Here is a 26155-nt window from a genome sequence, read left to right on the forward strand (position 1 = left end):
CGGATTACCCTCCGGCGGCGTTTTCATATTGAGAGGGGCGAAAATGGTACGTACGATGACACCAGATGAGATTGCCAAGCTGCCCTATCGGCCCTGCGTTGGTTTGATGATCATTAACCCGGATGGCCACGTGTTTGTCGGCCAACGGATGGATCGGTTTCAGGACGCCTGGCAGATGCCACAAGGCGGCATTGACCCGGGCGAGGACGTGGAAACCGCAGCCCTGCGTGAATTGGCCGAGGAGACAGGAATCACCCCCGATCTGGTCGCGATTGAGGCTGAAACCGCGCAATGGCTGCCCTACGATTTGCCCCATGATATCGTGCCCAAGATCTGGAAAGGCCGATTTCGGGGTCAGGAACAGAAATGGGTCTTATTGCGGTTTCATGGGCGCGATGACCAGATCGATATCGTGCAACCGCATCAGGAATTCTCAACCTGGAAGTGGGTCGCCCCCGAAGACGTGTTGGCCACCATCGTACCATTCAAACGTGAGGTTTACGCCCGTGTGCTGGATGAATTCGGGCCAAAGATATGACGGGGATCCGCCTCGCTTTGATTGCGATGTCAGGCGTCGTCGCGACGCAGGCCACCGCCCTGTCCTGTTTGGCCCCTGATATTGCAGACACATATAGGGCAGTGGAAGCGGCACCTGAGGCCTATGTGGTCGTCAAAGGGATATTCGATTTTCCGACACCGCCTTCCTCCGCGACTGACGATATCAACGCGCCGCTCATAATCCGATATGAGGCGTCTTTTGACGGCATCGCCCTGACCCGAAACGGTTTCACAGCGCCCACCAATCTTGATGTCGTCGTCACGCATGATTGTGCCGCAGCGTGGTGCGGATCATTGGTGGCGGACATTGACACGATCGCTTTTCTGGAACGCACGGCGACCGGTTACGCCATCACGGTCGGGCCCTGTGGCGGGCAGGCCTTCCATGCACCCGATGCCGCGATGATCCGCACGGTCGAAGCCTGTGCAACAGGTGCGTGCCGCTAGGCCCTAGCGCCGCGTCCGTTTGACCTTGCGCGCTGTCTTTGCGGCCTTCTTTTTGCCTTTAGACATCTTGCGTTTGGGCGGCTTTCCACGGCCCTTCGATGGCCCCTTGGGCAGCGCCTGACCGTCAAGATCAAGCAGATCAACGATTAAGCCCCCCGTCGTTGCATCCGCCTCAACCAGTTTGACCGTTGCGCGCTGACCCAACCCGATGATCTGGCCGGAATTGGCCCCCATCAGCGTCTGGGTTTCAGCATCGTAATGAAAATACTCCGCCCCCAGATTGCGCATGGGAATCATACCGTCGGCACCGGTTTCATCCAGTTTCACAAACACACCAAAGCGCGCGATGCCGCTGATCCGGCCTTCCATCACAGCGCCAGTCCGGTCGTTCAGATAAGCGGCAAGATAACGGTCTGTCGTGTCGCGTTCGGCCATCATGGACCGGCGTTCTGTGTCCGAAATCTGCTTGGCAGTGTCGGCAAGACGTTCGATGTCGTGCGGGGCCAACCCGTCGTCCCCCCACCCGTGCGCCGTGATCAAGGCGCGGTGCACGATCAAATCCGCATAGCGCCGGATGGGCGAGGTGAAATGCGCATAAGACTGCAGCGCCAACCCAAAATGCCCAAAGTTTTCAGGGTTATAATAGGCCTGTGTCATCGACCGCAGGGTGGAGATGTTGATGAGCTCCGCCGTATCCGTCCCCTCAGCCTGCGCCAAAAGCCGGTTGAGGTGCGCTGTCTTGAGAACCTGACCCTTCGCCAAAGTCAGGCCAGAGGCCGCGGCGGTTTCGCGCAGGGCCTCCAGTTTTTCCTGGCTGGGTTCTTCGTGGACGCGGAACAACAAAGGCGTGCGTTTGGCGATGAGCGTTTCGGCGGCGGCCACGTTGGCCATCACCATGAATTCCTCAATCAACCGATGGGCATCCAGACGGTCCTTGAAGGCCACGCCAGTCACGGACCCGTCGTCAGCCAGCACGATCTGGCGTTCCGGCAAATCGAGTTCCAACGGTTGACGCTGCGCGCGCGCCTGTTTCAAGGCAGCGTAACAGCCATAAAGCGGGCGGATGACGTCCTCAAGAAATGGCGCCACCTTGTCTCCCACGTCTCCATCCATTGCGGCCTGCACCTCTTCGTAGTTCAGCGATGCAGGAGAGGTCATAAGCCCACGCACAAACCGATGAGACGTCTTGTTGCCCGCCCCGTCAATCTGCATTTCCACCGCAAGACAAGCGCGCGGCACTCCCTCATGCAGCGAACATAGATCGCCAGACAGCCTGTCCGGCAACATCGGCACAACACGGTCAGGGAAATAGGTCGAATTGCCACGCTTGCGGGCCTCATGGTCCAACGCCGAACCGGGGGTGACGTAATGAGCGACGTCGGCAATGGCGACCCAAAGGGCGAACCCCCCGTCGGCGTTGGGAATCGCACAACACGCGTCGTCATGATCACGTGCATCCCATGGGTCGATCGTGATCAACGGCAGATGACGCAAATCCTCGCGGCCTGTCAGGCCCGCCGGCTTGGCACGGTCTGCCTCATCCATCACCTCATCAGGGAAGTGATCGGGAATGCCATGTTGATGAATTGCAATGAGCGACACCGCGCGCGGCTCAGTCGGGTCGCCCAGCCGCGTCACAATGCGTGCCTTCGGAAGACCCATGCGGCCCTTGGGACCTGCCTGTTCCGCCTCGACCAGTTCTCCATCTTTCGCAAGCCCGGTGGCACCCGCGGCCACGACCCATTCCTTTTGAGACCCTTTATCAACAGGCAACACCCGCCCGCCCTCCGATCCCGCGCGAAACACGCCAAGAATGCGCAGCGGATTGGCTCCTATCCGCCGGATCAGCCGCGCGGTATAGGCGTAATCTTCGCCGGTCACTTCCGTCAAACGGCCCAAGATGCGGTCGCCTGCGCCAAGTGCGGGATCGGATGCGCGGGGGTTCACCAAAATCCGCAGCACCTCCCCCTCGCCGGCCCACTCCAGAGGTCGCGCGAAAAGATCACCGTCAGCATCAGGGCCAACAACCTCCAGCACGGAAACAGGGGGCAACTTGTCCGGATCGCGGTAGGACGATTTGCGCTTTTGCAGCTTGCCCTCGTCCTCCAACTCCCGAAGCAGCCGTTTCAGGTCGATACGGGCCGCCCCTTTGAGTCCAAACGCCCGCGCAATATCGCGCTTTGCAGTCTGGGTTGGGTTTTCAGCGATCCAATCAAGGATCTCGGTCTTGGAGGGGATACGTGTCATACCAGATCACCTAGCACGCAGGTCTGAAAGGTGCAGGCCCCAACTTCATCTGACCAAAAAAACTCCCGCCGGAGGCCCGAATTTTCAAAATTCGGATCACCAAAATTCCGGAATTTTGGTTGCCCCTTACGAAAAGTAATCGCGTAAAATACGTGCGTAGACCGCCTTGAGTTGGTGGATCTGTTCTGTTGGCACACATTCGTCAACTTGGTGCATAGTTTTGCCAACCAAGCCAAATTCAACAACCGGACAGTGGTTTTTGACAAATCGTGCATCGGATGTACCGCCTGTGGTCGAAAGTTCAGGCATGATACCGGTTTCTGCCTCAACTGCGGTGCTCACCAGGTCGGACAGAGGCCCGGGGGGCGTGAGAAAGCTCTCACCCGACACACGGGTCACTACGTCGATGGCCACACCAAAATCGGCGGCGACGGCATCCACTTCGGTTTGTATCCAGTCCGACACGGACGCGGAGGAGTGCAGATCATTGAACCGGATGTTCACACTCGCCTTGCACGCGGCTGGGATCACATTGGTGGCCGGATTGCCTGTGTCGATTGTCACCACTGCAAGCGTTGAGGGGTCAAAATGATCGGAGCCTTTATCCAATTCGTGGCTGGCCAGACGGTCCATCAGACGCGCCATCGCAGGAAGCGGGTTCAGCGCCCGGTGTGGATAGGCTGAATGGCCTTGTTTGCCGGTAACCGTGAAATGGCTGGTCATGGATCCACGACGTCCGACCTTGATCATCTCCCCCATTTTTTCGGGGCAGGTCGGCTCTCCCACGATGCAGGCCGTCATGGTTTCGCCTTGGGCTTCCATCCAATCCAGCAGGGCGATCGTGCCATCAGTGGACGGCCCCTCTTCATCGCCGGTGATCGCCAGAACAATGGCGCCATCCGGGGGCGTATCACGGACGAAATCCACAGCCGCCGCCGCAAAGGCCGCAACGCCGGATTTCATATCCGTCGCACCGCGGCCATAAAGGATGCCGTCACGTATTTCCGCCCCGAACGGATCCACCGTCCATGCGTCAACGTCACCCACAGGCACCACATCCGTGTGGCCATTGAATCCGAACGACTTGTTCGCCCCTTTGCTGCCCCAGCGTGCATAAAGGTTTGGCGTCTCGCCGCGGTCAACGCGCCATGTCTCGAATCCCGCATCAGACAGCAGTTTATCCAACAGCTGCAGCGCCCCGCCTTCGACGGGGGTGACGCTGGGACATTTGATCAAATCTGCTGTCAGGGCGACGGGATCGATGGGCATTTTCTGTCTCCTTATGCCGCTGCGTTACCTGTTCTGGCGCGGAAAAGGAAGCGCAGGACGTTGTGGCACCTGCGACACATATTTCGCGTGACGTGAAGGTAAACCACGAAAAACCAAAGAAAATCCGAACGTTGAGGGTATGATTAACCCAATAAAACAGACCCGAGGCAGGGCAGACATCGAGCGGACCCCAAATGGTCCAACGGCCGCAACGTCGGCCACAAGATATAGGTTTTCTCGACCGCTGTGCGTGTCGGGATCCGTCTGACGTGTCTCACCGCATATGAGGTGGGAAGTATGGTTGCAGGTGTAGAACTTACGTACCAGACAAACGCGAACGCGACGCAGATGGCGAATACCATCTTCGGCGACGGTGTGACGGTGAACAGCGCGTCCTATTCCGGATCCAACTATTCATCGGCCATTTATTCCAACGGGGATGCTGTGGCGGGCAACGTCACGCCATCGGACACGGGGGTCATCCTGTCCACTGGGCGGGCGTCAAACTTTACCAACAATTCCAGCCAATCCAACCTGCGCAGCAACACGTCGACCAACTCTGGTGGTGCAAACAATGACGCAGATTTCAACGCGATCACGGGCACCAACACCTATGACGCGTCATTCCTGACGGTCGATTTCACGCCGGACGAAGGCCTGGATACTTTAACGATGCAGTTCGTTTTCTCGTCAGAGGAGTATCCAGAATACGTCAATTCCATCTACAACGATATGGTCGGGGTCTGGATCAACGGTGTTCATGTCCCCTTGTCTGTTGCCAATTCGGGAACGGCCATCAACTCGGTCAATGGCAACAACAACGTCAATCTGTACAACAACAACACGGGCGACCAGTTCAACACGGAAATGGACGGGTTTACCGTCACGATGACGCTGACCATCCCGTTGGAACCAGACACGGTGAACACGATCAAGATCGGGATCGCAGACACCGGCGACAGCAGCTACGATTCAAATCTGTTGATCGGGGCGGATACCGTTCAGGCGATGCTGATTGCCCAAGAAGATTTCGTGACGATGCAGGACAGCACGACCAAGACAGTCGACGTCTTGGGCAACGATCTCAACAACACCACAGGCACGGTGCAGATCACACACATTAACGGGATCGCCGTGGAGATCGGCGACAGTGTGACCCTGACCACCGGCCAGACCGTTCAGCTGAACGAAGACGGCACCATCAGCATCACGACTGACAGCGATTTTGAAACCTCCAGCTTCACGTATGAAATTGAATCGCTTGATAGCAATGGAAACGTTCTTGAGACCGACGTCGGGTTTGTCACGGTTGAAACGATCCCCTGTTTTGTCGCAGGCACGATGATTGATACGGTGGCCGGACCGCGCGCGGTTGAAACACTTGATGCGGGTGATCTGGTTGTGACGCGCGATGACGGGCTGCAACCGGTGCGTTGGGCGGGCCGCCGTAAAGTTGCCGCCACAGGTAAGATGGCGCCGATTCGGTTGGCCGCGAATGTCTTGGGCACGCATAATGCGCTGATGGTATCGCCTTTGCACCGCATTCTGGTGAAAGATGCCTTGGCCGAATTGATGTTCGGTGAGGATGAGGTTTTGGTCGCCGCCAAAGACCTTGTGAACGACGACACCATCCGCCCCGTCGAAGGCGGTGAGGTGGAATATGTTCACCTGATGTTTGATCGCCATCAGGTGATCTATTCAGAAGGCCTTCCAACGGAGAGCTTTTTGCCAGGTCCGCAAACCTGCAAATCGTTTGAGGCCGAGATCGTGGATGAAATCACCACGCTGTTCCCTGAGTTGGACGTCATGACCGGCGAGGGCTACGGCCCCGCCGCGCGCCCCCTGTTGAAACGGTATGAGGCCGAGGCGCTGTTGCGAGGGGTTGCCTGATCCCATGACGCTGAATTGGATCGCCACACGCACACCTGAGAGGAGTGCGTTTCATCCCAAGGGCCTGGGGGCCACGTCACGGGCCGCCCCCGTCGGGATGGAGTTGCTGGCGCGTGGGTCGCTGTTGATCGAGGCCACAACACGGCCTGTAACGACGCCTGTGAACCTGTTGCGGTTTAGCGTCCTGGACCCATGGCCCTCGGGCGTGAAAATCTGTCTGGAACCTGACGGGACCGTCCGTTTGATGATCCGGCAGGGGGAACGGTATTTGGAAACCGCGTTGAAAACCGGATTGGGGGGCAAAACCAAGACGGCGCAGATTGCGCTGATCTGGGATGCCCCGCGTCGTCGCGGACGGTTCAGTGTCTTTGTTCCCGATAACGGTCATCTCTGGCAAACGGATGTGATGGCGCCCTTTCCATTATCCATGCGGGATGTGCGGCGGATTGTGACAGACACCGAACGATCCACCATCGACAGCGACGTGTCCTTTGTGGCTGTGGCTGATGCCCCCTGCCCCCTTGGTCCCATTCCCGGACTGGCAGAATCGTCTGCGGTGGACACTCCGGGCGGTCCGGTTTTGATCCAAGACCTGAAGCCGGGCGATTTGGTCTGCATCGAAGGCCGTGCGCCGGTGCGTGCGTTGTGGGTGGGACATACCAGCATGCCAACCCTTGGCCGGTTTGCCCCGATGAAATTGCGCAGGCCGTATATGGGGCTGTGGGATGATCTGGTCACCACCATGGACCAACGCGTGTGTCTTTCGGGGTCCGAGGTCGAATATCTGTTTGGCGAAGAACGGGTGGCCACGGCTGTGCGCCATCTGGAAATTCGCAACTGTGCAGCGCCTGTCAAAGCCATCCCGCCTGTGATGCGGTACTATCAGGTGTTGTTGGAGACCCACGAGATCATGCGGGTGAACGGCGCTTTGGTTGAAAGTTTTGACGGATCCGCCGCCCTCGCAAATGACGCCATCAAGTCGACATCGGTGTTGGCCGACATGCCCGCCCATCTGCGCCCGCGCGAGGCCGGTTTGGCCGCCCCCGTTTTGCAAGGGTTTGAGGCCTTGACCCTGACGGGCGCGACGATCGGCTAGGGCGCGTCGTCCGTGTCGAAGAACGGCGTCATCTGCGCCACGATCACTGAATTTTCGTCCAGAGCGCGTTGCATCAGGGCGCGTTCATCCTCGGAAATGTCGTGGCCTTCGGCCAGCCGTTCGTCGAGGGTGCCATAGCCGGAGACGTCCAAGGGGGCCACGTCGGCTTGTTTGAGGATCGCAACGGTTTCGCGGACAGCCTCCGCCTCATCCACGCCAGAGGCATAGATCATCAGCGCGCCTCCTGTGCTGTCCTTGGGCAGGCCATCGCCGTCCTTGCGGCCGACTTCGACCAGCAGGGTGAACACCTGCTGGCGGGTTGGCTTTTTGGGTTTTTTCTTTTTGTCCGACATGCCCCCCGTGGTGCGGATGAGGGGCTGTCTTGTCAAGGGTCTAGCTGGCCAGTTTGCGGTAGGCCGCGATCAAAAGACTGGCCCCAGCAGCCCCCACAATAAGCTGCGGAATCCATGCGTTTTCAGCGTAGATACCAAAGAACCCCAGCAAGGCGTTCAACACAACAGCACCCAGAATACCCAAGCCGATATTGGCAAAGACGCCGGTGTTGGCCTTCATGATCATGCTGGCAATCCAGCCTGCCAAGCCGCCCACGATCAGCGATGCAATAAGTCCAAGCCCCATGTTCGTCTCCGTCAATTATGTCGGATGACAAACGATGAGAGATCAGGATTTGTTCCCGTCTTCATCGCGGTAGCGGGACTTTGCGGCCCAGAGGGACGAAAAGATCAGCACCGCCTGAATGGGGATAAAGCCCAGCGCCAGAAGGGCTGTGATGGTTGCCCAAAGCGGCAAGTTGAATGTCTCGGCAAGGGTGGTGAACGGCCCCCAGACCAGCACAAACACCACCGCAAGGCAGGCCGCATCAAGGGCCACGGGCACATAGGCCGCAGCCCATCCCGGACGCTCACCCCGCGCGATGCGGGCACGGGCAAGCGTCCGGCTGAGGATCATCAGTCGCGCAGCAATTCGTTGATGCCCGTTTTGGAGCGCGTGCGTTCGTCAACGCGTTTCACGATGACCGCACAATAGAGGTTCACACCGTTCTTCGAAGGCATGGAGCCTGCCACGACCACGGAATAGGGCGGCACTTCGCCGTACATGACTTCGCCGGTGTCGCGGTCCACAATTTTGGTGGATTGGCCGATGAACACGCCCATGCCCAGCACGGAGCCTTCGCGGACAATGCAACCTTCGACAACCTCAGACCGGGCACCGATAAAGCAGTTGTCTTCGATGATGGTGGGGCCGGCCTGCATGGGTTCCAGCACGCCGCCGATGCCCACGCCGCCGGACAGGTGGACGTTCTTACCAATCTGCGCGCAGCTGCCGACAGTGGCCCAAGTGTCGACCATCGTGCCTTCGTCCACATAGGCGCCAAGGTTCACGAAAGATGGCATCAGCACCACGCCGGGCGCGATGAATGCGGATTTGCGCACGACGCAGTTGGGCACAGCGCGGAAGCCTGCGGCTTTCCACTGGTCGTCGCCCCATCCTTTGAACTTGCTGTCGACCTTATCCCACCAGCCGCCAGCCTGTGGGCCGCCGTCATGCTGCTCCATATCTTTGATGCGGAACCCCAGCAGCACGGCCTTTTTGGCCCATTGGTTCACGTGCCAGCTGCCATCGTCCTGTTTTTCGGCCACGCGAAGGCTGCCAGAATCGAGGGCGTTCAGTGTTTCTTCGATCGCCTCACGCTGTTCACCGATGGTGGCAGGGGTGATTGTGTCACGGGCGTCCCATGCGGCTTCGATTGCGGTTTCAAGCTGTGCGTTGGACATAGGCCCCCCATTGGTGCTGTGTTTGCGGTATGTTTCCTGCGCCACATAGCGCGATGCGCCGGATTGGGCAATCAGATCGGGATGGGCGCAGGGTTGGCCCCACACAGCAGCACCGCGATGCGTTCGTCAGGTGAGGGTTCATAGGCCCCCGACAAAAGCGCCGCCAAGGCCGCAGCACCCGCTGGTTCGACAAGCTGGCGCAGGGTTTGCCAGATCGCCTTTTGCGCAGCGGCGACGGCCTCGTCTGTCACCAGGACGGTCTGCAACCCACCCGATTGCGCCAGTGACAAGGGCAACTGCCCGATCCGTTTGGCACCCAGCGCATTGGCGCAAATGCCCGAGACGTCCACATCCGTTTGGTGGCCTGCAGCAAGGGCTGCGTGCATGGCGTTTGTCGTCTCTGTCTCGACCCCGATGATCTTGGGCGCGTCTTGGCGGTCTGCGAACCACGCAAGCGCCCCGCCGATCAAACCACCGCCGCCGATGGCGACCAAAAGGGTGTCCGCGGCAAGGCCCTGTGCCTCCCATTCCATGAAACAGGTGCCCTGTCCCGCGACCGTGGCGGGCGCGTCATAGGGGTGGATGTCCAACGCGCCGGTTTGCGCCTGATGGGCGGTCGCGGCGGCTGCAGCGTCGGCATAGGCACCTTCGACGATGTGCAAATCCGCACCTGTCTGGCGGATGACGTCAATTTTCGCGGGGCCTGCGAACTCCGGCACAAAGATATGCGCCGCATGGCCAAGGGTGCGCGCCGCGTGGGCCACGGCAGCCCCATGGTTGCCACCTGAGGCCGCAACGATCCCGGCCTCAGGCACCGCCGCCGTCAGCACCGAATTGAACGCGCCCCGCGCCTTAAAGCTGCCCGTAACCTGCGTGTGTTCGAATTTGAATTGCAGGGCCCGGCTAAATCCATGCGACGTCATCACGGGCGTGCGGTGCACATGGGTGGCAATGCGGTCTGCAGCGGCTGTAATTTGGGCGGGCGTCACAGTCATGTCAGGGCCTTTGGTTGGACAAAGCCCAAGCAACCTGCCACTAAAAATACAACAGACACAACAACCCATTGAGGCCGCCCATGAAAGACGACACCCGCCGCCATCCGTTCCGCGACAGTCATCAGGACCGGGAGGATGCAACGCAAGTGCCCGACACGCCGCAGACCCGGTCCCCCGCCTATGCGCTGGCCTTTGCGGACGATGATTTCATGTGCCGTGATGAATTGCGGCCCGTGCGCTTGCAGCTTGAACTGCTGAAGCCGGAGATGTTGTTGGATGAAGCGGGCATCAAATCCACCGTTGTGATGTTCGGGGGCGCCCGCATTCCTGAGCCTGCAAAGAAAGACAGCGCCCGCACCCAGACGCTTGCGGATTTGTCTGTCTACTATGACGAGGCACGGACCTTTGCGCGGCTGATGACCGAAAAGGGCGATGCAAACGAAAACGTCGTCGTCACAGGCGGTGGGCCGGGCGTGATGGAGGCAGGCAACCGCGGTGCTGTCGACGCCGGCGGTCGGTCGATCGGGTTGAACATCGTGCTGCCACACGAACAGGCCCCGAATGAATTTGTCACGCCTGAGCTGTGTTTCAATTTCCACTACTTCGCAATTCGCAAGATGCATTTTCTAATGCGCGCCAATGCGATCACCGTGTTTCCCGGCGGCTTTGGCACGTTGGATGAGCTGTTCGAGGCGCTGACGCTGATCCAGACGGGCCGCATGGCAAAGGTGCCGTTCTTGCTGTTTGGCCGAAAATTCTGGGAAACCATCGTGAATTGGGACGCTTTGTCAGACGCGGGCACGATTTCAGCGGATGATCTGGACCTTTTCCGCTTCGTGGATACCGCCGAAGAGGCCGTCGCCGCGCTGGAGGCTTGGGAAGGTGTCGGTGAGAAACGGGGCGAAATTCCAGGCCGTTAAAGCGCCGCGACCGACTACAATACCATAGGTTGCAAAACGTGGTCTTTCTCCTCATGTTTGGGAGAAGGTTTTGTCTGAAAGGCATCGCATGAAAATAGTTGTGATGGGTGTGGCTGGGTGCGGCAAGACCACGCTGGGTGTGGCCGCAGCCCAAGAGCTGGAGGCAGTCTTTATCGATGCCGACGACCTTCACCCTCAGGACAACATAGATCATATGTCGGCGGGCAAACCGCTGACAGATGAGATGCGTTGGCCGTGGTTGGACGCCTGCGGCGAGGCCTTGCGCAGCCATGACCGGATTGTGTTGGGATGTTCGGCTTTGCGACGGTCATACCGTGATCATCTGCGCAATTATGTGCCGGATTTTCGGCTGGTCTACCCACGGGTGACGGAAGAGACGATTCGCGACAGGTTTAAACGCCGCACGGGACATTTCATGCCGGAACGTCTGATTTCCAGCCAATTCCGCACGTTGGAACCGCCGACGATTGACGAAAACCCGATCCTTATGCCCGCGTCGCTGCCCGTGCAGCGCGCAGCCCGTTTGGTGGCGTCTATTGTCCTCGCGAAATGAAGACGCCGTCTTTGGCGGATGAGGCTTGGCAGGCGGCGATGAACCACATGCCGTCCATGGCGGCCTCAATCCCTGGCAAAAGGGCGCCATCACCGGTGCCTGCGATCAAGTCCGCGGCATCCGCGTAAAGCGTGGCGAACCCCTCAAGGTATCCTTCGGGATGACCAGGTGGGATGCGGGTCCAATCCGGGCCGGTTCCGGCCCCACCGCGGGTCAGGATCTGTTTGGGTTGGCCGAAACGCGTAAACGTCATCTGGTTGGGATTTTCCTGCCCCCATTCAAGACCGCCTTTGTCGCCGTAGATGCGCAGACGCAGGCCGTTTTCACTGCCGACGGCCACCTGTGACGCCCAGAGCATCGCCCGCGCGCCTCCATCCATGCGCAGCAGGATATGCGCGTTATCGTCGACCATGCGCCCGCCCACGAAGCTGTGCAAATCCGCCGCTAAAGCAGCCGGCCGCTGGCCTGTTACGAAGGACGCGAGGTTCAGCGCATGAGTGCCGATATCACCAATCGCCCCGCCGCCCGCGCGTGCGGGGTCCGTGCGCCATGCGGCTTGTTTGTTGTCTGGATCCGGGGCTTGGGCCAGCCAATCTTGGGCGTATTCCGCCTGAATAACGCGGATCTGGCCCAGATCGCCCCGCGCCACCATCGCGCGCGCCTGCCGGATCAGGGGATAGCCGGTATAATTGTGCGTGAGGATGAAATGTGTCCCCTTGGCGCGGGCGTTCTCCACCGCGTGTGCGATGTCGTCCGCCTGATCCTGCGTTGCGGCCAAGGGTTTATCGCAGATGACGTGAATGCCAGCATTCAGGAAGGCGATCGCGGGGCCTGCGTGCATATGGTTGGGTGTCACGATAGACACAGCGTCTATGCCATCGTCGCGCGCCGCCTCTGCTTTGGCCATATCTTCATACGACGTGTAAGACCGTGCGAGGCCAAGGTCATCTGCGCTGGCCTGTGCGCGGACGGGGTCCGACGACAGCGCGCCTGCGACCAGATCCCAGCGGTTGTCCAGACGGGCCGCGATGCGATGGACGCCGCCGATAAACGCACCCTGTCCACCGCCGACCATGCCGAGTTTCAATCGCTTCATTGGCCCAACATCCTTTTGATCATGGCGGTGTCCTGCGCGAGGCCTGCGGCAACGGCAAAGGGCAAACAGGTGTTTTTGACCGACCGCGTTACAGTCCCGCTTCGGCTTCGATCTGCTTGCGGGATTTGCGGGCGCGTTCTGTGGCTGATTTCAACTGTCCACAGGCCGCCATGATGTCTTCGCCGCGCGGGGTGCGGATGGGGGAGGCATAGCCCGCCTTGTACACAATATCCGCAAAGGCCTGAATGCGATCCCAATCGGAGCGTTCATAGGGCGCGCCGGGCCATTCGTTGAACGGGATCAGGTTGATCTTGGCGGGAATGCCTTTGATCAGTTTGACCAGACGCCGAGCGTCTTCGTCGCTATCATTCACGTCTTTGAGCATGACGTATTCGAAGGTGATCCGTTCAGAATTGGAGACTTTGGGGTATTCAGCCAGCGCCTTGAGCAGCTCTTCGATGTTCCAGCGTTTGTTGATCGGCACCAGTTTGTCGCGAACCTCATCCGTGGTGGCGTGGAAACTGACCGCCAGCTGACACCCAATTTCTTCGGCCGTGCGAGCGATTTCGGGTACGACGCCGGAGGTGGACAGGGTGATGCGGCGACGGCTGAGCGCGATGCCTTCACCATCCATTGCAATCTTCATCGCATCGCGAACGTTTTCGAAATTATACAGCGGCTCGCCCATGCCCATCAAAACAATGTTGGACAACAAACGCGGCCCGTTCTCGCCGGTGCCTTGGCCGGGTTCGGGCCATTCGCCCAGATCGTCACGGGCCAGCATGACCTGACCAATGATTTCCCCCGCCGTGAGGTTGCGGACCAGTTTTTGGGTGCCGGTGTGGCAAAAGCTGCACGTCAGCGTGCAGCCGACTTGGGACGAAATGCAAAGGGTGCCACGGTCGGTTTCGGGGATATAGACGACCTCAACCTCATGCCCGCCCGCGATGCGCACAAGGTATTTGCGGGTGCCATCGGCGCTGACATGTTTGGACACGACTTCGGGCAGATCAATCGTAAAATGTTCGGCCAGTGTGGCGCGAAAATCTTTGGCCAGGTTCGTCATCACCGCAAAATCGCGCACGCCCCAATGGTAGATCCACTGCCAGATTTGGTTCACCCGCATCTTGGCCTGCTTTTCCTTGACGCCCACGGCGATCAGCGCCTCACGCAGCGCGGGGCGCGTCAGGCCGACGATATTTGTGGGGCCACCTGTCGGAAGAACCCGTTTGATCGTCATGACGTCTTGGGTGATGGGCGCGGAAGGCTCCATAAGAATCGGCTCCGATGTCTGTTTCGGGGTCTATATAACGACGCAGGCCGGAATCCCAAGATGTGCTCATGGGATCCGGCCTGCGATGAAAATTCCAGCCGCCGCTTAGCTACAGCGGTTCGCGGCCTCTTCCACGCCAGCGGTGAAGCCCAGCAGAGAGAACGTATCGCGCGTAACGGTGCCGCGACCGGACCGTGCGGTGACCGTGGCCTCGGCCCCGCGTTTCATGGCCGCAACGATTTGCGCGTCGGCCTCTGGTGTGGCAGGCCAGGCCCATTCGCCTTCGGTGAACAGCTCAAAATCGGTGCCGCCGATGTTCAGCTCAGCCGTGGACCCAGAGGCAAAGGGATAGCCGCCCGTGAATGTCACCTGCCCCTGCACGCCCGCACCTGGACGGTAGAACACAAACAAAAGGATCTCACCCCGGCGCACGGACACGACCTGTCCATCGCGTGAGTTCACGGTTTCCTTAGGGGCGGACACGGCCCAACATTCCGTCGGGTCGCTTTCCACAAAGACGGACCAATCGGTGTTGGCCGCCACGCGGTTTGAACTGGTTTCCTGTGCCGACGCTGCTGTGCCCAAAACGGCCAAGCCAGCACAGAAAGAAACAGCGCCCAAAGCGCGGGTCAATTTTGAAATCATAACTACAGCCTCCAAGCTGTCCTTGCCTCTGGTTGCTCTACCTAGCGCAGCACCTCTGTTGGGCACCTTTTCGGCTAGAATGAGCGGTTTCAACTCGATACCCATAGCACTAGCAAGATTTTGCCCAAATGGGAAAGCCTTTTGCGCAAAGGGCACTGCGCGGGGTTCCGCGCATCAGAAAGGACCGACATGACAGGTGCAGTTGATTTGGTTGAGCTTTGGCGCGGTGGGCGGCTGGAAAGCGTGCATCAGGGCCATGCTGTGGTGATGAACGGCGCGGGAGAGGTTGTGGAAAGTTGGGGCAACCCCGATCACGTGACCTATCCGCGTTCATCAGCCAAGATCATTCAGGCCCTGCCGATGGTCGAAAGTGGCGTCGCCGACCGGATGGGGCTGACACAGGCGCATTTGGCGTTGTCGTGTGCATCCCATTCGGGGGCGGCCATTCACACGGATCCGGTGCAGCGCTGGCTGGACGATCTGGGGCTGAATGACGACGCATTTCGCTGCGGCCCGCAATGGCCGTCTGATCTTCCGGCGCGCAACGGGCTTGTGAAAACCGACGACAGCCCGTGCCGCTATCACAACAATTGTTCGGGCAAACACGCGGGCTTTCTGACAATGGTGGCCGCCAACGGCTGGGGACCAGAGTATGTAGAGGCGGATCACCCCTTGCAGCAGGTGATCAAAACGACCTTCGAAGAGGTCTGTGAGAACACAAGCCCCGGCTGGGGCATTGACGGCTGTTCGGCCCCCAATCACGCCATGTCGATGCGCGGCGTGGCCCACGCCATGGCGCGGTTTGCCGTGGCAGACGACAGCACCACGCGCGGGGCGGCCATGGTCCGCCTGCGGGAGGCCACGATGGCGCATCCTGCTTTGGTCGCCAATGTGGATCGTGCCTGCACCCATCTGATGCAAGCTGGCAAAGGCGCGGTGTCCGTCAAAACGGGGGCCGAGGGGTATTTCATCGCCATCATCCCCGGCAAGGGCTTGGGCGTCGCGCTGAAGATCATGGACGGCGGCACACGCGCCTCCGAATGTGCCATGGCCGCGATCCTGTGCCGCCTCGGCGTGCTGGACAAAGACGACCCGCTGGTCAGCCGGTATCGCAACCCCGACCTTAAGAATTTTGCGGGGTTGGTCACAGGCGATATGCGGCCTGCGGCGGCCCTTGCCTCAGTCTGAAAAATCCGCCATGTCGGTGCTGTTCTCAGGGCGGGGTGCAATTCCCCACCGGCGGTTACAGCCCGCGAGCGGCCCGTACGATGTAATGTACGGGTGTCAGCAGATCCGGTGAAAGTCCGGGGCCGACGGTCATAGTCCGGATGAGAGAGAGCAGCGATGCGGGTGGGTCCCCCCCCCGCGTTCGTCGTGTCTTGCCCCGAGGTGATGTGTCACCCGCCAGCGTTCTGGCGACCAACGGGAAAGGAGACCCACATGACACTTGCCCAAACCGAAACGGCCCCGCGTTTTGCCTTTGTAAAGGCGAACTGGCACGCAGATATCGTGAACCGCGCCTACGACGGCTTCGCAGAGGTGATCCCCGAGGCGCAGATTGACGTCTTCGATGTGCCCGGCGCGTTTGAAATGCCTCTGCTGGCGCGTGATCTGGCCGCGACCGGACGCTTTGCTGCTGTCGCCTGTGCGGCACTGGTTGTGGATGGTGGCATTTATCGCCATGATTTCGTGGCGCAGGCCGTGGTCGATGGCCTGATGCGCGCGGGGATGGATACAGGTGTGCCCGTGTTGTCCGTCTCTTTGACGCCGCACCAGTTTCAGGAAACCGACCACCACCGCGCGATCTACGCCGATCACTTCGTCGAAAAAGGGCGCGAGGCCGCGCGTGCGGCCCTTATGATCGGCAAGACCCGTGCGGCGCTGGCCGCTTAAGTTACAAACTCCGATTTGGCGTAGCCTTGCAGGTAAAGAAGGGCGGTCAGATCCCCGTGATTGACCCGCACATCACACTTTTCCTGCAAGGCAGGCTTACCATGGAGCGCCACACCGGTGCCCGCGTTTTGCAACATCAGCAGATCATTCATCCCATCGCCCACGGCCAAAACATCTGTGTGCGCGAGGCCGAGCCGAGCCGTGATGTCGTTCAACGCCTCTAGCTTGGCTTGCTGCCCAAGGATCGGGCGCACAACGCGCCCCGACAAAACGCCGCCCTCAACCCCAAGCGTATTGGCGCGGTTTTCATCGAACCCCAATCGGGCCGCCACGGCTGAGGTGAAGGCGGTAAATCCGCCAGACACCAACGCGGCATATCCGCCGTTGGCCTTCATCGTTTGCACCAAGGCGCGTCCGCCAGGCATGTCGTCAATCCGTGTCTCAAGAACGTGGTCGATGATGCCCTCATCCAGACCCGCCAGCAGGCCCACCCGTTCATCAATTGCAGCTTCGAAATCCAACTCACCGTTCATTGCCCGCGCTGTGATATCGGCCACTCGGTCTCCCACACCGGCCTCGGCGGCCAACTCATCAATGCACTCCTGCTGGATCATCGTGCTGTCCATATCTGCCAGCAGCATCTTTTTGCGCCGCCCCTCAAACGGCTGCACAATAAGGTCGACTGCCTGTCCTTGCAGGTCGCCCCAGACGGTATGCGCATTGCCCGGCACCGCTGGCAGGGCAAACTCGGCAGCTTCATCCGCCGCCAACCACTGCACAATTTCGCCGCCCCAGGCATTGCGCAACGCCTCCACCAAGGCAGGCGTCAAATCGCCTTGCTTCGCAATCAAAGTCGCAACAAACATCTGATCCCCCATTTGGTTGCCGCCAAAAACCAAGGCTGCAGGCAAAGCACAAGGGCCCGGGCTTCTTTGGGTCAAAAATACCTAAATGCACCGCCCTCAACCCGGGCCAAAGGTTTCCGATAGACTCCCAAACGTGCCGCAAGATCGCACTTAGACGTCGCAAACGTGTCGTTTGGCTGTTGTGCCCTGCGCCGCACCCGCCTATGTCCAGCGGTGGGACACCCTTCCCCAACGAAGGGCGCATATCTGTAAGGATAACAGCAATGGCTATTCAAAAACCGGCAACGCGGCCGGCAAATCCGCGTTTTTCCTCTGGCCCCTGTGCCAAACCCCCCACATGGTCGCTTGACGCATTAAAGGACGCCCCTTTGGGCAGGTCCCATCGCGCCGCCGTGGGCAAAGAGAAATTAAAAGCAGCGATCGAAGGCACGCGCGACGTGCTAGGCATCCCTGCGGATTACAAAATCGGCATCGTGCCGGCGTCTGACACGGGCGCCGTTGAGATGGCGATGTGGTCCCTGCTGGGCGAACGGCCCGTGCAAATGGTCGCTTGGGAAAGCTTTGGCGCGGGCTGGGTCACAGATTGTGTCAAGCAACTCAAGATCGAGGCAACAACGCGCACCGCCGAGTACGGCGAGATTGTCGACATGGCGACGCTGGATTACGACCAAGATGTTGTTTTCACCTGGAACGGCACGACATCGGGCGTGCGGGTGCCCAATGGTGACGTCATTCCGGCAGACCGTGCAGGACTGACGATTTGCGACGCCACATCGGCGGCCTTCGCGCAGGACCTGCCATGGGACAAACTGGATGTGACGACCTTCTCTTGGCAAAAAGTCATGGGCGGTGAGGCCGCACATGGCATGCTGATCCTCAGCCCGCGCGCGGTTGAACGGCTGGAAAGCTACACGCCGGCGTGGCCAATGCCAAAAATCTTCCGTCTGACAAAGGCCGGTAAATTGATCGACGGCATTTTCACTGGCGCCACGATCAACACGCCGTCGATGTTGTGTGTCGAAGACTACCTTTTTGCCCTCAACTGGGCAAAATCCATCGGCGGGCTGGACGCGCTGCAAATGCGGGCAAATGCCAATGCGCAGGCGATCTGGAATTTCTGCGCCACCCGTGATTGGATCGACAATCTTGCGGTGAACAAGGCGACGTGGTCGAACACCTCAGTCTGCTTGAAATTCACCGATCCGCGCATCGAAGACGGCGCAGCTTTTGCCAAAGCGGTGGCCAAACGGCTTGAGGCTGAAGGCATCGCTCTCGATATTGGGGCCTACCGCGATGCACCCGCCGGTCTGCGGATCTGGTGCGGTGCGACGGTTGAGACCTCTGACATCGAAGCAATGCTGCCGTGGCTCGACTGGGCGTTCCAGTCAGAGATTGCCACCTAATCAAATTTTCCAAAATTTGGGTCCAAAATCTCTTCAGAGATTTTGCGCCCGCTCTCATAAGGACCAAACACATGGCCCCCAAAGTACTCGTCTCCGACAAGCTGTCTGAAACTGCTGTTCAGATCTTCCGTGACCGCGGCATCGACGTGGATTTCATGCCTGACCTTGGCAAGGACAAAGACAAACTGGCCGAGGTGATCGGCCAATACGACGGCCTTGCCATTCGGTCGGCCACTAAGGTCACCGCGAAGTTGCTGGAAAACGCCGAAAACCTAAAGGTCATCGGCCGCGCCGGTATCGGCACGGACAATGTCGACAAAGAGGCTGCGTCGAAAAAGGGTGTGATCGTCATGAACACTCCCTTTGGCAACATGATCACCACCGCCGAACACGCCATTGCGATGATGTTCGCCGTGGCCCGTCAAATCCCTGAGGCCAGCGCTTCGACCCATGCCGGGAAATGGGAGAAGTCGAAATTCATGGGGGTCGAGCTGACGGGCAAAACCCTGGGCGTCATTGGCGCTGGCAACATCGGCGGTATTGTGTGTGACCGCGCACGCGGGTTGAAGATGAAAGTCATGGCTTACGACCCCTTCCTGGGCGAAGAAAAAGCCGAGAAAATGGGCGTTCAGAAAGTTGAGCTGGAAGAGCTGTTCGCGAAGGCGGATTTCATCACACTCCACGTGCCCTTCACCGATCAAACTGCCAACATCCTGAGCGCCGAGAACATCGCCAAGCTGAAACCCGGCGTGCGCATCGTCAACTGCGCCCGTGGCGGTCTGGTGGACGAAGACGCGCTGGCAGAGGCCCTGAAATCCGGCCATGTCGCCGGTGCGGCCTTTGACGTGTTCAAAACCGAGCCCGCCACCGACAGCCCGCTGTTCAACCTGCCCAACGTCGTCGTAACCCCCCACTTGGGTGCGGCCACGACCGAAGCGCAGGAAAACGTGGCCCTTCAGGTCGCTGAACAAATGTCGGACTACCTGATGACGGGCGCTGTGACCAATGCGCTGAACATGCCATCTGTCACGGCAGAAGAGGCCAAGGTCATGGGGCCGTGGATCAATCTGGCTGGCCACTTGGGCAACTTCACAGGCCAGATGACGGATGAGCCGATCAAGGCGATCAACATTCTGTACGACGGGACCGTCAGCGACATGAACCTTGAGGCGCTGACTGCGGCCACCATTGCGGGCATCATGAAAAAGGTGAACCCTGACACCAACATGGTCTCTGCCCCCGTGATCGCCAAAGAACGTGGCATCCAGATCAGCACCACCAAGCAGGACAAATCCGGCGCCTTTGACGGCTACGTGAAGGTTACTGTTGTGACCGCGAAACGGGAACGTTCGGTTGCGGGGACGGTGTTTTCGGACGGCAAACCCCGGTTCATCCAGATCAAAGGCATCAACATCGACGCCGAGATCGGGGCGCACATGGTCTACACGACCAACGAAGACGTGCCCGGCATCATCGGGGCGCTGGGTCACACGATGGGTGAGAACAAGGTCAACATCGCGAACTTCACCTTGGGCCGGGCCGCGGTCAAAGGCGAAGCCATCGCATTGCTTTACGTTGACGAACCTGTACCGGCAGCGGCTTTGGCAGCGCTTGAGGCCACAGGGCTGTTTACCCAGGTCAAACCCCTTACGTTTGACGTCGCCTGATCGCCGTTGGTTCCAAAGTATCCTGACAGGGCGTGGACAGCATGGGGCAGCCTTCCCCCCTTCCCCGCCCTGTCAAGCTGCACTAAGCCTAGGGCATGGTGCTGCACGACATCAAAAAACGGCTTTTCATCGCGCGCAGGCAGCGCCGTGCGCGCCGCGTCTTGATAAACACCATCCAACGGCTACACCCCCACGGTTCAAACAGCAGCTGGCACATCCGTCATCTGACATCGCGCGGCCATGCGCGCGGGCCGCGCGATCTGTTTCGTTGCATTGCACCGAACGGCGAGCCCATGATTGCCAAGGTCTATTCCGAACGGGCTGCGGTCGAGGCGTCGTTCCAGGTTCTTGTTGAGACGGCACAGTTCACCGATCAGCTGGTCCAGCCAATTCTATGCGATGCGGACACGGGCGTTTTGCTGATGGAGGACGCGGGGAACGCCGACCTTCAGTCGCAAATCGGGACGCCTCAACAGACCCGAATGATGCAGCAGGCTGGCGCATGGCTGGCGACCTTTCATGGGCGGGGAGGTGTGCGGCAGGCGCGCTTTACCCAAACGGCCGAAATGCCCATTCCGCCCGCGCAGCAAACCAAACTGCGCCCTGTGTTTGAGAAACTGCACACGCGGGAACAGGACGTCTTGGGCAGGGCTGTCACCGTGGCGCAAACGTTCGGAGATTTCAAACCGGAGAACCTTATCCTCAGCCAACGGGGGCTTCTGGGCATCGATCGCCCGCTGCATGAAACGGCCCCTCGGGAACAGGATTTGGCGTTCTTTTTGTTTTGCACCCAACGCGTGGGGTTCACGTCCGATCCGTCGCTGGCCCGATTTGCCGAAGGGCGCGCGGCCTTTTTGAACGCCTATGGCTATCCTGAACGAGACGCGCCTTTGCTGGATCAGGTGTTGGATTTGATTTCTGTCAGACAATGGATGTATCGATCCGGGCGGGCGGATACGCCAGCCGCGCATCAGGCGTTTTATGACGACTGGATTGCGCGACAGCATCGCGACTAGCTTTTCAATCCCACGCCAGCCGCTTATAGCCTTCCTATGCTTTATGCCATTGGCGACATTCACGGATTTACCGACCAACTGGATCGCGCGTTCGATTTGATCGCGGCGGACGGTGGGAAAGATGCCCCTATCGTCTTTATGGGCGACTACGTAGACCGTGGGCCCAATGCCAAAGGGGTGATCGAAACACTGATGGCAGGCCAAGCGGCGGGGCGGCCCTGGACGTGTTTGATCGGCAATCACGATCTGATGTTCTGGCGGTTTGTGACCCAAGGCATCTGGCAGGACCGCATGATCAAATCCGGCAAGGGCTGGCTGCATCACCGTCTTGGCGGCAATACCACGACGATGTCCTACCTGCCGGATTTGGACCTGTTAGAGGGAATTGACCCGGTCACAGACGCAGACCGCGCATGGTTGCAGCCGCTGCTGCGGGAGGCCGTACCTCAGGCACATCTGGATTGGATTGCGAACGGGCCGCGCTACGCCGAACGTCACGGTCATCTGTTCGTGCACGCGGGCATCCGCCCTCATGTCGCGCTGCCCGATCAGACCGAGGAAGACCTTGTCTGGATCCGCGAAGGGTGGATCGACAATACGGACGACCACGGCGTTATGGTCGTTCATGGACACACTGCGTTGGATTTTCCGGAACACAGGGGCAACCGCATCAACATCGACAGCGGCGCAGGCTATGGCCGGACGCTGGTGCCGACGGTGTTGGACGACGGCCAATGGTACACGCTGGATGAGACAGGGCGCACGCCGCTGACGCCGTCACAACTGGCGGATTAACCTGTGGCGCGTATGACGGTCTGACGTTGGCGCGAAGGTTTGTTCATAGGTGAAACCGTTGCTTTCCCAAAAGGCGCGGCCTTTGCGGTTTTCATCCAGCACCGCAATCAGCATACGTCGCGCGCCCCGTTGCGTGGCCTTGGCGACGATATGGGACACCAGTGTCCGCCCCAATCCTTGCCCCCGCACCGCCGGATCAAACACCATCATGCCGATGTAGCAATCAAGGGCGGACGGATAACCGAACAGGTAGGCCGCCACGCCGACCAGTGTGCCGTCCTGTTCCGCCCCGAGATGGAAACACGCACCTTCTGTGACCGTTGGCGGGCGATCCGCGAAGAAATCCGCCACGTAGGCATCGTCTGCCGGATGCCCCGTTTCCAAGGTGATGTAGTCCGCGGCGACATCAAAGACGGCACGGACGGCCTGTGCATCTTCAGAATAAGTCACGGGACGAATAGGCATGGACAGACCATGCGCCCCATCCTGTCAGAGAGCAAGCGTCTGGTCGCCCCGCAATGGATGGGATAGGGACGCCCTATGGGCACAACATTCACCACATTGGCTGCACTGCTAAACCACGGATATGACACGGTGATTGATGTGCGGTCCCCCGCGGAATTTGCTGAAGATCACGTGCCGGGGGCGATCAACCTGCCCGCCCTATCAAACGCCGAACGGGCCGAGGTTGGGACGATTTATGTCCAAGACGATCCATTCAAGGCCCGCAAGATCGGCGCGGCATTGGTTGCACGCAATGTCGCGGCCCATTTGCAGGGGCCTTTGGCTGACAAGGACGGGGGATGGCGTCCTTTGGTGTATTGCTGGCGCGGGGGTCAACGGTCCGGGTCGTTCGCATCCATTCTGCAACAGATTGGATGGCGGGCCGACATGGTGACGGGCGGGTATCAAACCTTTCGTGGGCTCGTCCATCAGGTTGCCTATGAGGACGCGGTCGCGCCGCCAGTGATCCTGCTGGATGGCAACACAGGCACTGCCAAAACAGATGTTCTGCACCGCTTGACCGCGCGTGGGGTTCAAACACTCGACTTGGAAGGCCTCGCGCATCATCGCGGGTCGCTTTTGGGCGGGTACGCAGAGGCGCAACCGGCGCAAAAGGCGTTTGAGACCGCCATCGCCGTGGCCCTGACACGCGCGGATCCGACCCGTCCGATCATCGTCGAGGCGGAAAGCAGCAAAGTGGGCGATTGTATCATTCCGCCGACCCTTTGGGCCGCCATGAAGGCCGCGCCGCGCATCGCCGTAGACGCACCGTTAAAGGCGCGGGCCGACTTTCTGACGCAGGCTTACGCAGACCTGACAGAGGCCAAAGACGTCTTTGCAGGAAAGCTGGAGGCGTTGCGGCGGCATCGTGGGAAAACAGTCGACGTGTGGCTCGATTTATTGGCGCGGGGAGAGATGTCCGCGTTGGCCTGCGCCCTGATGGAAGATCACTACGATCCCGCCTACCGCACCGCCCGCGCACGGCACGCGCCGCAGGTCTTAGCGACGTTCGAGGCAGCAACACTGGACCCAGCGGGACGCGACCGTTTGGCCGCTGATATCGCTGATTGGATCAAACGAAGGTGACGCCCGCGCCTTCGGTGATCTGACCAATGACGTAAACATCTTCGGCCAAGTCTGCTGCGACCCCTTGCGGAACCGCAGCAAGAAGGCCGCCGCCGGTTTGCGGATCATACATCAGGGCTGCTGTGGCTGAATCCGGTGCGGTGATGTTCGGGATATCCGCGTTGGCGGGGTAAAGCGTGGACCGCACGCCAGCCTCTGCCAACGCAAGGGCTCCGTCCATCAGCGGCACGGCGTCCAAGTTAACGCGCGCGCCGACGCCGGACGCGGCACATATCCCTGCCAAATGACCGGCAAGGCCAAACCCGGTCACATCGGTCATCGCGTTGGCCTGCGTCAGCATTGCCGCGATGTCGCCTTGGGGCGCCATCATGTGGTTGAGGGCCGCAAGAACGTCATCGCCCCGCGCCAGCCCCCGCATCTCAGCGGCCATAAGGGTGCCGGCACCAATGGGTTTCGTCAGCACCAGAACATCGCCCGCCTTCGCCCCTGCAAGCGTGATCGGGTCGTGGTCCAATAGGCCAGTGACACTCAGGCCAATGGTCAACGTCTCTCCCATTGTGGTGTGCCCGCCGACCAGCGCGGCGCCTGCATCTTGCAGGCAGGTGGCGGCCGTTTGCGTGATCTCGGCCAGTGTGCGCGCCTGCAGATCAGGCGTCATACGTGGCACGATCAGGGACAGGGTCGCCGCCTGCGGCTTGGCCCCCATGGCCCAAATATCGCCCAACGCATGGGTCACGGCGATGCGTGTCATGACAACGGGGTCGTCCGTCACGGCGCTGAGGTGATCTGTCGTGAGGACCTGGCGTTGCCCGCCCACCGTGAGCACCGCTGCGTCATCGCCGGGCAAGGCCCTAATGTCGGTGCGGTCCGTCGCGGGCAGATCGCCCAAAACGCCAGACAACACATCGCGCCCCACCTTGGCCCCGCACCCGCCACAGGGTGGAACGGAGCCAACGGCGTCGGCCACGCCAAAGGCCGTCCGAAGGGGCAAATCAACCTCCATTTGCGGCAGGCCCTCAAATTGGTTCATGAACGTACGGTCGATGTGGTCTTTCCATTTCCACAACAGCGCGCCCTTGCGCGCGGTCCCCAGCTTTTCTGCCAGCGCGACCTTACCGCCCAATGAAATCAGTTTGAGATAGTCTTTCTGAGGACGAAACGGACGCATTGGACCGCCAGCCAGACGCGCCCGCAGATTGTCGTAAAGGAACGGGGCCTCGCGGACGGCAAAGACGCCCGCTTTGGGGCGCGGATCATGGCGAAGGTGCGCGCAATCACCGACGGCAAAAACGTCCAAGTCCGATGTCTGAAGGCTTGGCCCCACGGTCAGAAACCCGTCATGTGTCTCAAGACCGATCTGCGCGACCCAGTCGTGGGGACGGGCACCGGCGGCACCCGTGGTGAAACCCGATGTGATGATGCGCCCGTCGGCCAAACGCAGACCATCGGCCAGAACCTCAACCACATCGGCGTTTTCAACAGACGTCACGCCAAGGCCATCCAGTGCGGCCAACAGGCGGGACCGCGCAGGCCCATTGAACCCATCAAGGACGCGGCCCCGGTCGATCAAGGAGACCTTTGGCGCACGGTCCCGAAGGGCATGGGCCATTGCCATCGCCAGTTCAGCCCCCGCCACGCCCCCGCCGATGACAGCGATTTTTGGCGCCGACGCGGTGGCACGAAACTGATCCCATTTGGTGGCAAAGGTGCCCAGCGGTTTGGCTGGGATACCGTGAGTCGCAAAACCCGCCAGTTTTGGCATTTCCGATGTGATGCCCACATCAATGGCGGCCACGTCATAGGCCACGGGCGGACGTCCGGGCACGGTGATGGTTTTGGCCTGCGGATCCATCGCCACCGCTTTGCCAGAGATCAGGCGCGCGCCTGCGAAACGGGCGAGTTTGACCAGATCAATATCCAGTTCATCCCGCGTGTAATGGCCCGCGACAAAACCGGGCAACATCCCGGAATAGGGCGCTGTGGGGCCGGGATTGATGACGGTCAGACGCACACCGGGCAGCGGATTCATACCCCATTTGCGCAGCACAAGCGCGTGGGTGTGGCCGCCGCCAATGAGGACAAGATCGCGGGTGAAAGGGATCGTTTGTTTCATAAGCTC

At 60.0% G+C, this 26155-nt stretch carries 26 protein-coding genes and 1 riboswitch; of the genes, 13 read left to right on the plus strand and 13 right to left on the minus strand.

Annotated elements, in window-relative coordinates; all coding sequences use genetic code 11:
- The first annotated feature begins 55 nt into the window (after window positions 1–55).
- Both PSJ8397_RS06920 and PSJ8397_RS06925 read left to right on the plus strand, forming a co-directional pair.
- Window positions 56–538 carry an RNA pyrophosphohydrolase gene (locus PSJ8397_RS06920; RefSeq protein WP_085863856.1) on the plus strand — a complete coding sequence of 161 codons (483 nt, stop codon included), beginning with the start codon at window positions 56–58 and terminating at the stop codon, window positions 536–538.
- A complete protein-coding gene (locus tag PSJ8397_RS06925) occupies window positions 535–1005 on the plus strand; it encodes a hypothetical protein (protein ID WP_085863857.1) in 471 nt (156 codons plus the stop codon). Before PSJ8397_RS06920 ends, PSJ8397_RS06925 begins: the two co-directional genes overlap by 4 nt.
- A gap of 3 nt (window positions 1006–1008) precedes the next feature.
- Here the strand turns inward: PSJ8397_RS06925 and rnr are convergent, their stop codons facing one another.
- Complete coding sequence (gene rnr / locus PSJ8397_RS06930; RefSeq protein WP_085863858.1) at window positions 1009–3252, minus strand: ribonuclease R; 2244 nt, start codon at window positions 3250–3252, stop codon at window positions 1009–1011.
- A 126-nt stretch (window positions 3253–3378) separates the two neighbouring features.
- A complete protein-coding gene (gene dapE, locus PSJ8397_RS06935; protein ID WP_085863859.1) occupies window positions 3379–4521 on the minus strand; it encodes a succinyl-diaminopimelate desuccinylase in 1143 nt (380 codons plus the stop codon).
- A gap of 297 nt (window positions 4522–4818) precedes the next feature.
- On the opposite strand from dapE, the gene PSJ8397_RS06940 reads away from it, so the two are divergent.
- On the plus strand, window positions 4819–6411 hold the full coding sequence (locus PSJ8397_RS06940; RefSeq protein ID WP_085863860.1) for a Hint domain-containing protein: 1593 nt from the start codon (window positions 4819–4821) through the stop codon (window positions 6409–6411).
- 4 nt (window positions 6412–6415) lie between these two features.
- Entirely contained in the window at window positions 6416–7507 is a 1092-nt protein-coding gene (locus PSJ8397_RS06945) for a Hint domain-containing protein (protein WP_159453105.1), read from the plus strand.
- On the opposite strand, the gene PSJ8397_RS06950 is transcribed toward PSJ8397_RS06945, so the two are convergent.
- The 5 genes from PSJ8397_RS06950 to PSJ8397_RS06970 all read right to left on the minus strand — a co-directional run bounded on the left by PSJ8397_RS06950 (window position 7504) and on the right by PSJ8397_RS06970 (window position 10298).
- Window positions 7504–7860, minus strand: coding sequence for a hypothetical protein (locus PSJ8397_RS06950; protein WP_085863862.1), 357 nt, complete (start codon window positions 7858–7860; stop codon window positions 7504–7506). The two genes, PSJ8397_RS06945 and PSJ8397_RS06950, sit on opposite strands and share 4 nt — an antisense overlap.
- A gap of 40 nt (window positions 7861–7900) precedes the next feature.
- The gene (locus PSJ8397_RS06955) at window positions 7901–8146 is read right to left on the minus strand and encodes a GlsB/YeaQ/YmgE family stress response membrane protein (RefSeq protein ID WP_085863863.1); all 246 of its coding nucleotides are present in this window, start codon (window positions 8144–8146) and stop codon (window positions 7901–7903) included.
- A 42-nt stretch (window positions 8147–8188) separates the two neighbouring features.
- The gene (locus PSJ8397_RS06960) at window positions 8189–8476 is read right to left on the minus strand and encodes a hypothetical protein (RefSeq protein ID WP_085863864.1); all 288 of its coding nucleotides are present in this window, start codon (window positions 8474–8476) and stop codon (window positions 8189–8191) included.
- Complete coding sequence (gene dapD / locus PSJ8397_RS06965; RefSeq protein WP_085864280.1) at window positions 8476–9303, minus strand: 2,3,4,5-tetrahydropyridine-2,6-dicarboxylate N-succinyltransferase; 828 nt, start codon at window positions 9301–9303, stop codon at window positions 8476–8478. Before dapD ends, PSJ8397_RS06960 begins: the two co-directional genes overlap by 1 nt.
- Before the next feature lie 71 nt (window positions 9304–9374).
- Entirely contained in the window at window positions 9375–10298 is a 924-nt protein-coding gene (locus PSJ8397_RS06970; RefSeq protein WP_085863865.1) for a serine/threonine dehydratase, read from the minus strand.
- Between the two features lie 80 nt (window positions 10299–10378).
- On the opposite strand from PSJ8397_RS06970, the gene PSJ8397_RS06975 reads away from it, so the two are divergent.
- Window positions 10379–11218, plus strand: a complete 840-nt coding sequence (locus tag PSJ8397_RS06975) for an LOG family protein (protein WP_085863866.1) — start codon at window positions 10379–10381, stop codon at window positions 11216–11218.
- A gap of 88 nt (window positions 11219–11306) precedes the next feature.
- Entirely contained in the window at window positions 11307–11792 is a 486-nt protein-coding gene (locus PSJ8397_RS06980; RefSeq protein WP_143515392.1) for a gluconokinase, read from the plus strand.
- Here the strand turns inward: PSJ8397_RS06980 and PSJ8397_RS06985 are convergent.
- The 3 genes from PSJ8397_RS06985 to PSJ8397_RS06995 all read right to left on the minus strand — a co-directional run bounded on the left by PSJ8397_RS06985 (window position 11773) and on the right by PSJ8397_RS06995 (window position 14806).
- Window positions 11773–12888: a Gfo/Idh/MocA family protein gene (locus PSJ8397_RS06985; protein ID WP_235000610.1), complete on the minus strand. Its 1116-nt coding sequence runs from the start codon at window positions 12886–12888 to the stop codon at window positions 11773–11775. The genes PSJ8397_RS06980 and PSJ8397_RS06985 overlap by 20 nt on opposite strands.
- Window positions 12889–12976: 88 nt before the next feature.
- On the minus strand, window positions 12977–14161 hold the full coding sequence (gene rlmN, locus PSJ8397_RS06990; RefSeq protein ID WP_085863867.1) for a 23S rRNA (adenine(2503)-C(2))-methyltransferase RlmN: 1185 nt from the start codon (window positions 14159–14161) through the stop codon (window positions 12977–12979).
- A 105-nt stretch (window positions 14162–14266) separates the two neighbouring features.
- Window positions 14267–14806: an invasion associated locus B family protein gene (locus PSJ8397_RS06995; RefSeq protein ID WP_085863868.1), complete on the minus strand. Its 540-nt coding sequence runs from the start codon at window positions 14804–14806 to the stop codon at window positions 14267–14269.
- 189 nt (window positions 14807–14995) lie between these two features.
- Here PSJ8397_RS06995 and PSJ8397_RS07000 point away from each other — a divergent pair, with 189 nt between their 5' ends.
- A complete protein-coding gene (locus PSJ8397_RS07000) occupies window positions 14996–15994 on the plus strand; it encodes an asparaginase (protein WP_085863869.1) in 999 nt (332 codons plus the stop codon).
- A gap of 17 nt (window positions 15995–16011) precedes the next feature.
- Window positions 16012–16150, plus strand: a riboswitch (FMN riboswitch).
- Window positions 16151–16246: 96 nt separating this feature from the next.
- Complete coding sequence (locus PSJ8397_RS07005) at window positions 16247–16699, plus strand: 6,7-dimethyl-8-ribityllumazine synthase (protein ID WP_085863870.1); 453 nt, start codon at window positions 16247–16249, stop codon at window positions 16697–16699.
- Here the strand turns inward: PSJ8397_RS07005 and serB are convergent.
- Complete coding sequence (gene serB, locus PSJ8397_RS07010) at window positions 16696–17565, minus strand: phosphoserine phosphatase SerB (RefSeq protein WP_085864283.1); 870 nt, start codon at window positions 17563–17565, stop codon at window positions 16696–16698. The two genes, PSJ8397_RS07005 and serB, sit on opposite strands and share 4 nt — an antisense overlap.
- 263 nt (window positions 17566–17828) lie before the next feature.
- Here serB and PSJ8397_RS07015 point away from each other — a divergent pair, with 263 nt between their 5' ends.
- From PSJ8397_RS07015 to PSJ8397_RS07030, 4 genes are all read left to right on the plus strand, one after another.
- Window positions 17829–18968 carry a phosphoserine transaminase gene (locus PSJ8397_RS07015; RefSeq protein ID WP_085863871.1) on the plus strand — a complete coding sequence of 380 codons (1140 nt, stop codon included), beginning with the start codon at window positions 17829–17831 and terminating at the stop codon, window positions 18966–18968.
- A gap of 71 nt (window positions 18969–19039) precedes the next feature.
- Window positions 19040–20635 (plus strand): phosphoglycerate dehydrogenase, encoded by a 1596-nt coding sequence (gene serA / locus PSJ8397_RS07020; protein WP_085863872.1) that lies wholly within the window; start codon window positions 19040–19042, stop codon window positions 20633–20635.
- A gap of 95 nt (window positions 20636–20730) precedes the next feature.
- The gene (locus PSJ8397_RS07025; RefSeq protein ID WP_085863873.1) at window positions 20731–21651 is read left to right on the plus strand and encodes a hypothetical protein; all 921 of its coding nucleotides are present in this window, start codon (window positions 20731–20733) and stop codon (window positions 21649–21651) included.
- A gap of 36 nt (window positions 21652–21687) precedes the next feature.
- Complete coding sequence (locus PSJ8397_RS07030; RefSeq protein ID WP_085863874.1) at window positions 21688–22446, plus strand: metallophosphoesterase; 759 nt, start codon at window positions 21688–21690, stop codon at window positions 22444–22446.
- Here PSJ8397_RS07030 and PSJ8397_RS07035 read toward each other — a convergent pair.
- Complete coding sequence (locus PSJ8397_RS07035; RefSeq protein WP_159453106.1) at window positions 22429–22896, minus strand: GNAT family N-acetyltransferase; 468 nt, start codon at window positions 22894–22896, stop codon at window positions 22429–22431. The genes PSJ8397_RS07030 and PSJ8397_RS07035 overlap by 18 nt on opposite strands.
- A gap of 90 nt (window positions 22897–22986) precedes the next feature.
- On the opposite strand from PSJ8397_RS07035, the gene mnmH reads away from it, so the two are divergent.
- Window positions 22987–24036 carry a tRNA 2-selenouridine(34) synthase MnmH gene (gene mnmH, locus PSJ8397_RS07040; RefSeq protein ID WP_085863876.1) on the plus strand — a complete coding sequence of 350 codons (1050 nt, stop codon included), beginning with the start codon at window positions 22987–22989 and terminating at the stop codon, window positions 24034–24036.
- Here mnmH and selD read toward each other — a convergent pair.
- Window positions 24023–26149 carry a selenide, water dikinase SelD gene (selD, locus tag PSJ8397_RS07045; protein ID WP_085863877.1) on the minus strand — a complete coding sequence of 709 codons (2127 nt, stop codon included), beginning with the start codon at window positions 26147–26149 and terminating at the stop codon, window positions 24023–24025. The two genes, mnmH and selD, sit on opposite strands and share 14 nt — an antisense overlap.
- Between the last annotated feature and the right edge of the window lie 6 nt (window positions 26150–26155).

Source organism: Pseudooctadecabacter jejudonensis, assembly GCF_900172275.1.
GTDB lineage: Bacteria > Pseudomonadota > Alphaproteobacteria > Rhodobacterales > Rhodobacteraceae > Octadecabacter > Octadecabacter jejudonensis.

What these genes read in the sequence shown, in the direction of transcription:
- PSJ8397_RS07000 (WP_085863869.1), top strand. Translation starts at nt 14,996, where the DNA reads ATGACAGGTGCAGTTGATTTGGTTGAGCTTTGGCGCGGTGGGCGGCTG.
- PSJ8397_RS06960 (WP_085863864.1), bottom strand. Translation starts at nt 8,476, where the DNA reads ATGATCCTCAGCCGGACGCTTGCCCGTGCCCGCATCGCGCGGGGTGAG.
- dapE (WP_085863859.1), bottom strand. Translation starts at nt 4,521, where the DNA reads ATGCCCATCGATCCCGTCGCCCTGACAGCAGATTTGATCAAATGTCCC.
- PSJ8397_RS06975 (WP_085863866.1), top strand. Translation starts at nt 10,379, where the DNA reads ATGAAAGACGACACCCGCCGCCATCCGTTCCGCGACAGTCATCAGGAC.
- rnr (WP_085863858.1), bottom strand. Translation starts at nt 3,252, where the DNA reads ATGACACGTATCCCCTCCAAGACCGAGATCCTTGATTGGATCGCTGAA.
- PSJ8397_RS06985 (WP_235000610.1), bottom strand. Translation starts at nt 12,888, where the DNA reads ATGAAGCGATTGAAACTCGGCATGGTCGGCGGTGGACAGGGTGCGTTT.
- PSJ8397_RS07005 (WP_085863870.1), top strand. Translation starts at nt 16,247, where the DNA reads ATGACACTTGCCCAAACCGAAACGGCCCCGCGTTTTGCCTTTGTAAAG.
- selD (WP_085863877.1), bottom strand. Translation starts at nt 26,149, where the DNA reads ATGAAACAAACGATCCCTTTCACCCGCGATCTTGTCCTCATTGGCGGC.
- mnmH (WP_085863876.1), top strand. Translation starts at nt 22,987, where the DNA reads ATGGGCACAACATTCACCACATTGGCTGCACTGCTAAACCACGGATAT.
- serB (WP_085864283.1), bottom strand. Translation starts at nt 17,565, where the DNA reads ATGTTTGTTGCGACTTTGATTGCGAAGCAAGGCGATTTGACGCCTGCC.
- serA (WP_085863872.1), top strand. Translation starts at nt 19,040, where the DNA reads ATGGCCCCCAAAGTACTCGTCTCCGACAAGCTGTCTGAAACTGCTGTT.
- PSJ8397_RS06950 (WP_085863862.1), bottom strand. Translation starts at nt 7,860, where the DNA reads ATGTCGGACAAAAAGAAAAAACCCAAAAAGCCAACCCGCCAGCAGGTG.
- PSJ8397_RS06920 (WP_085863856.1), top strand. Translation starts at nt 56, where the DNA reads ATGACACCAGATGAGATTGCCAAGCTGCCCTATCGGCCCTGCGTTGGT.
- PSJ8397_RS06995 (WP_085863868.1), bottom strand. Translation starts at nt 14,806, where the DNA reads ATGATTTCAAAATTGACCCGCGCTTTGGGCGCTGTTTCTTTCTGTGCT.
- PSJ8397_RS06925 (WP_085863857.1), top strand. Translation starts at nt 535, where the DNA reads ATGACGGGGATCCGCCTCGCTTTGATTGCGATGTCAGGCGTCGTCGCG.
- PSJ8397_RS06980 (WP_143515392.1), top strand. Translation starts at nt 11,307, where the DNA reads ATGAAAATAGTTGTGATGGGTGTGGCTGGGTGCGGCAAGACCACGCTG.
- PSJ8397_RS06945 (WP_159453105.1), top strand. Translation starts at nt 6,416, where the DNA reads ATGACGCTGAATTGGATCGCCACACGCACACCTGAGAGGAGTGCGTTT.
- PSJ8397_RS07030 (WP_085863874.1), top strand. Translation starts at nt 21,688, where the DNA reads ATGCTTTATGCCATTGGCGACATTCACGGATTTACCGACCAACTGGAT.
- rlmN (WP_085863867.1), bottom strand. Translation starts at nt 14,161, where the DNA reads ATGGAGCCTTCCGCGCCCATCACCCAAGACGTCATGACGATCAAACGG.
- dapD (WP_085864280.1), bottom strand. Translation starts at nt 9,303, where the DNA reads ATGTCCAACGCACAGCTTGAAACCGCAATCGAAGCCGCATGGGACGCC.
- PSJ8397_RS06940 (WP_085863860.1), top strand. Translation starts at nt 4,819, where the DNA reads ATGGTTGCAGGTGTAGAACTTACGTACCAGACAAACGCGAACGCGACG.
- PSJ8397_RS07025 (WP_085863873.1), top strand. Translation starts at nt 20,731, where the DNA reads ATGGTGCTGCACGACATCAAAAAACGGCTTTTCATCGCGCGCAGGCAG.
- PSJ8397_RS06955 (WP_085863863.1), bottom strand. Translation starts at nt 8,146, where the DNA reads ATGGGGCTTGGACTTATTGCATCGCTGATCGTGGGCGGCTTGGCAGGC.
- PSJ8397_RS06970 (WP_085863865.1), bottom strand. Translation starts at nt 10,298, where the DNA reads ATGACTGTGACGCCCGCCCAAATTACAGCCGCTGCAGACCGCATTGCC.
- PSJ8397_RS07015 (WP_085863871.1), top strand. Translation starts at nt 17,829, where the DNA reads ATGGCTATTCAAAAACCGGCAACGCGGCCGGCAAATCCGCGTTTTTCC.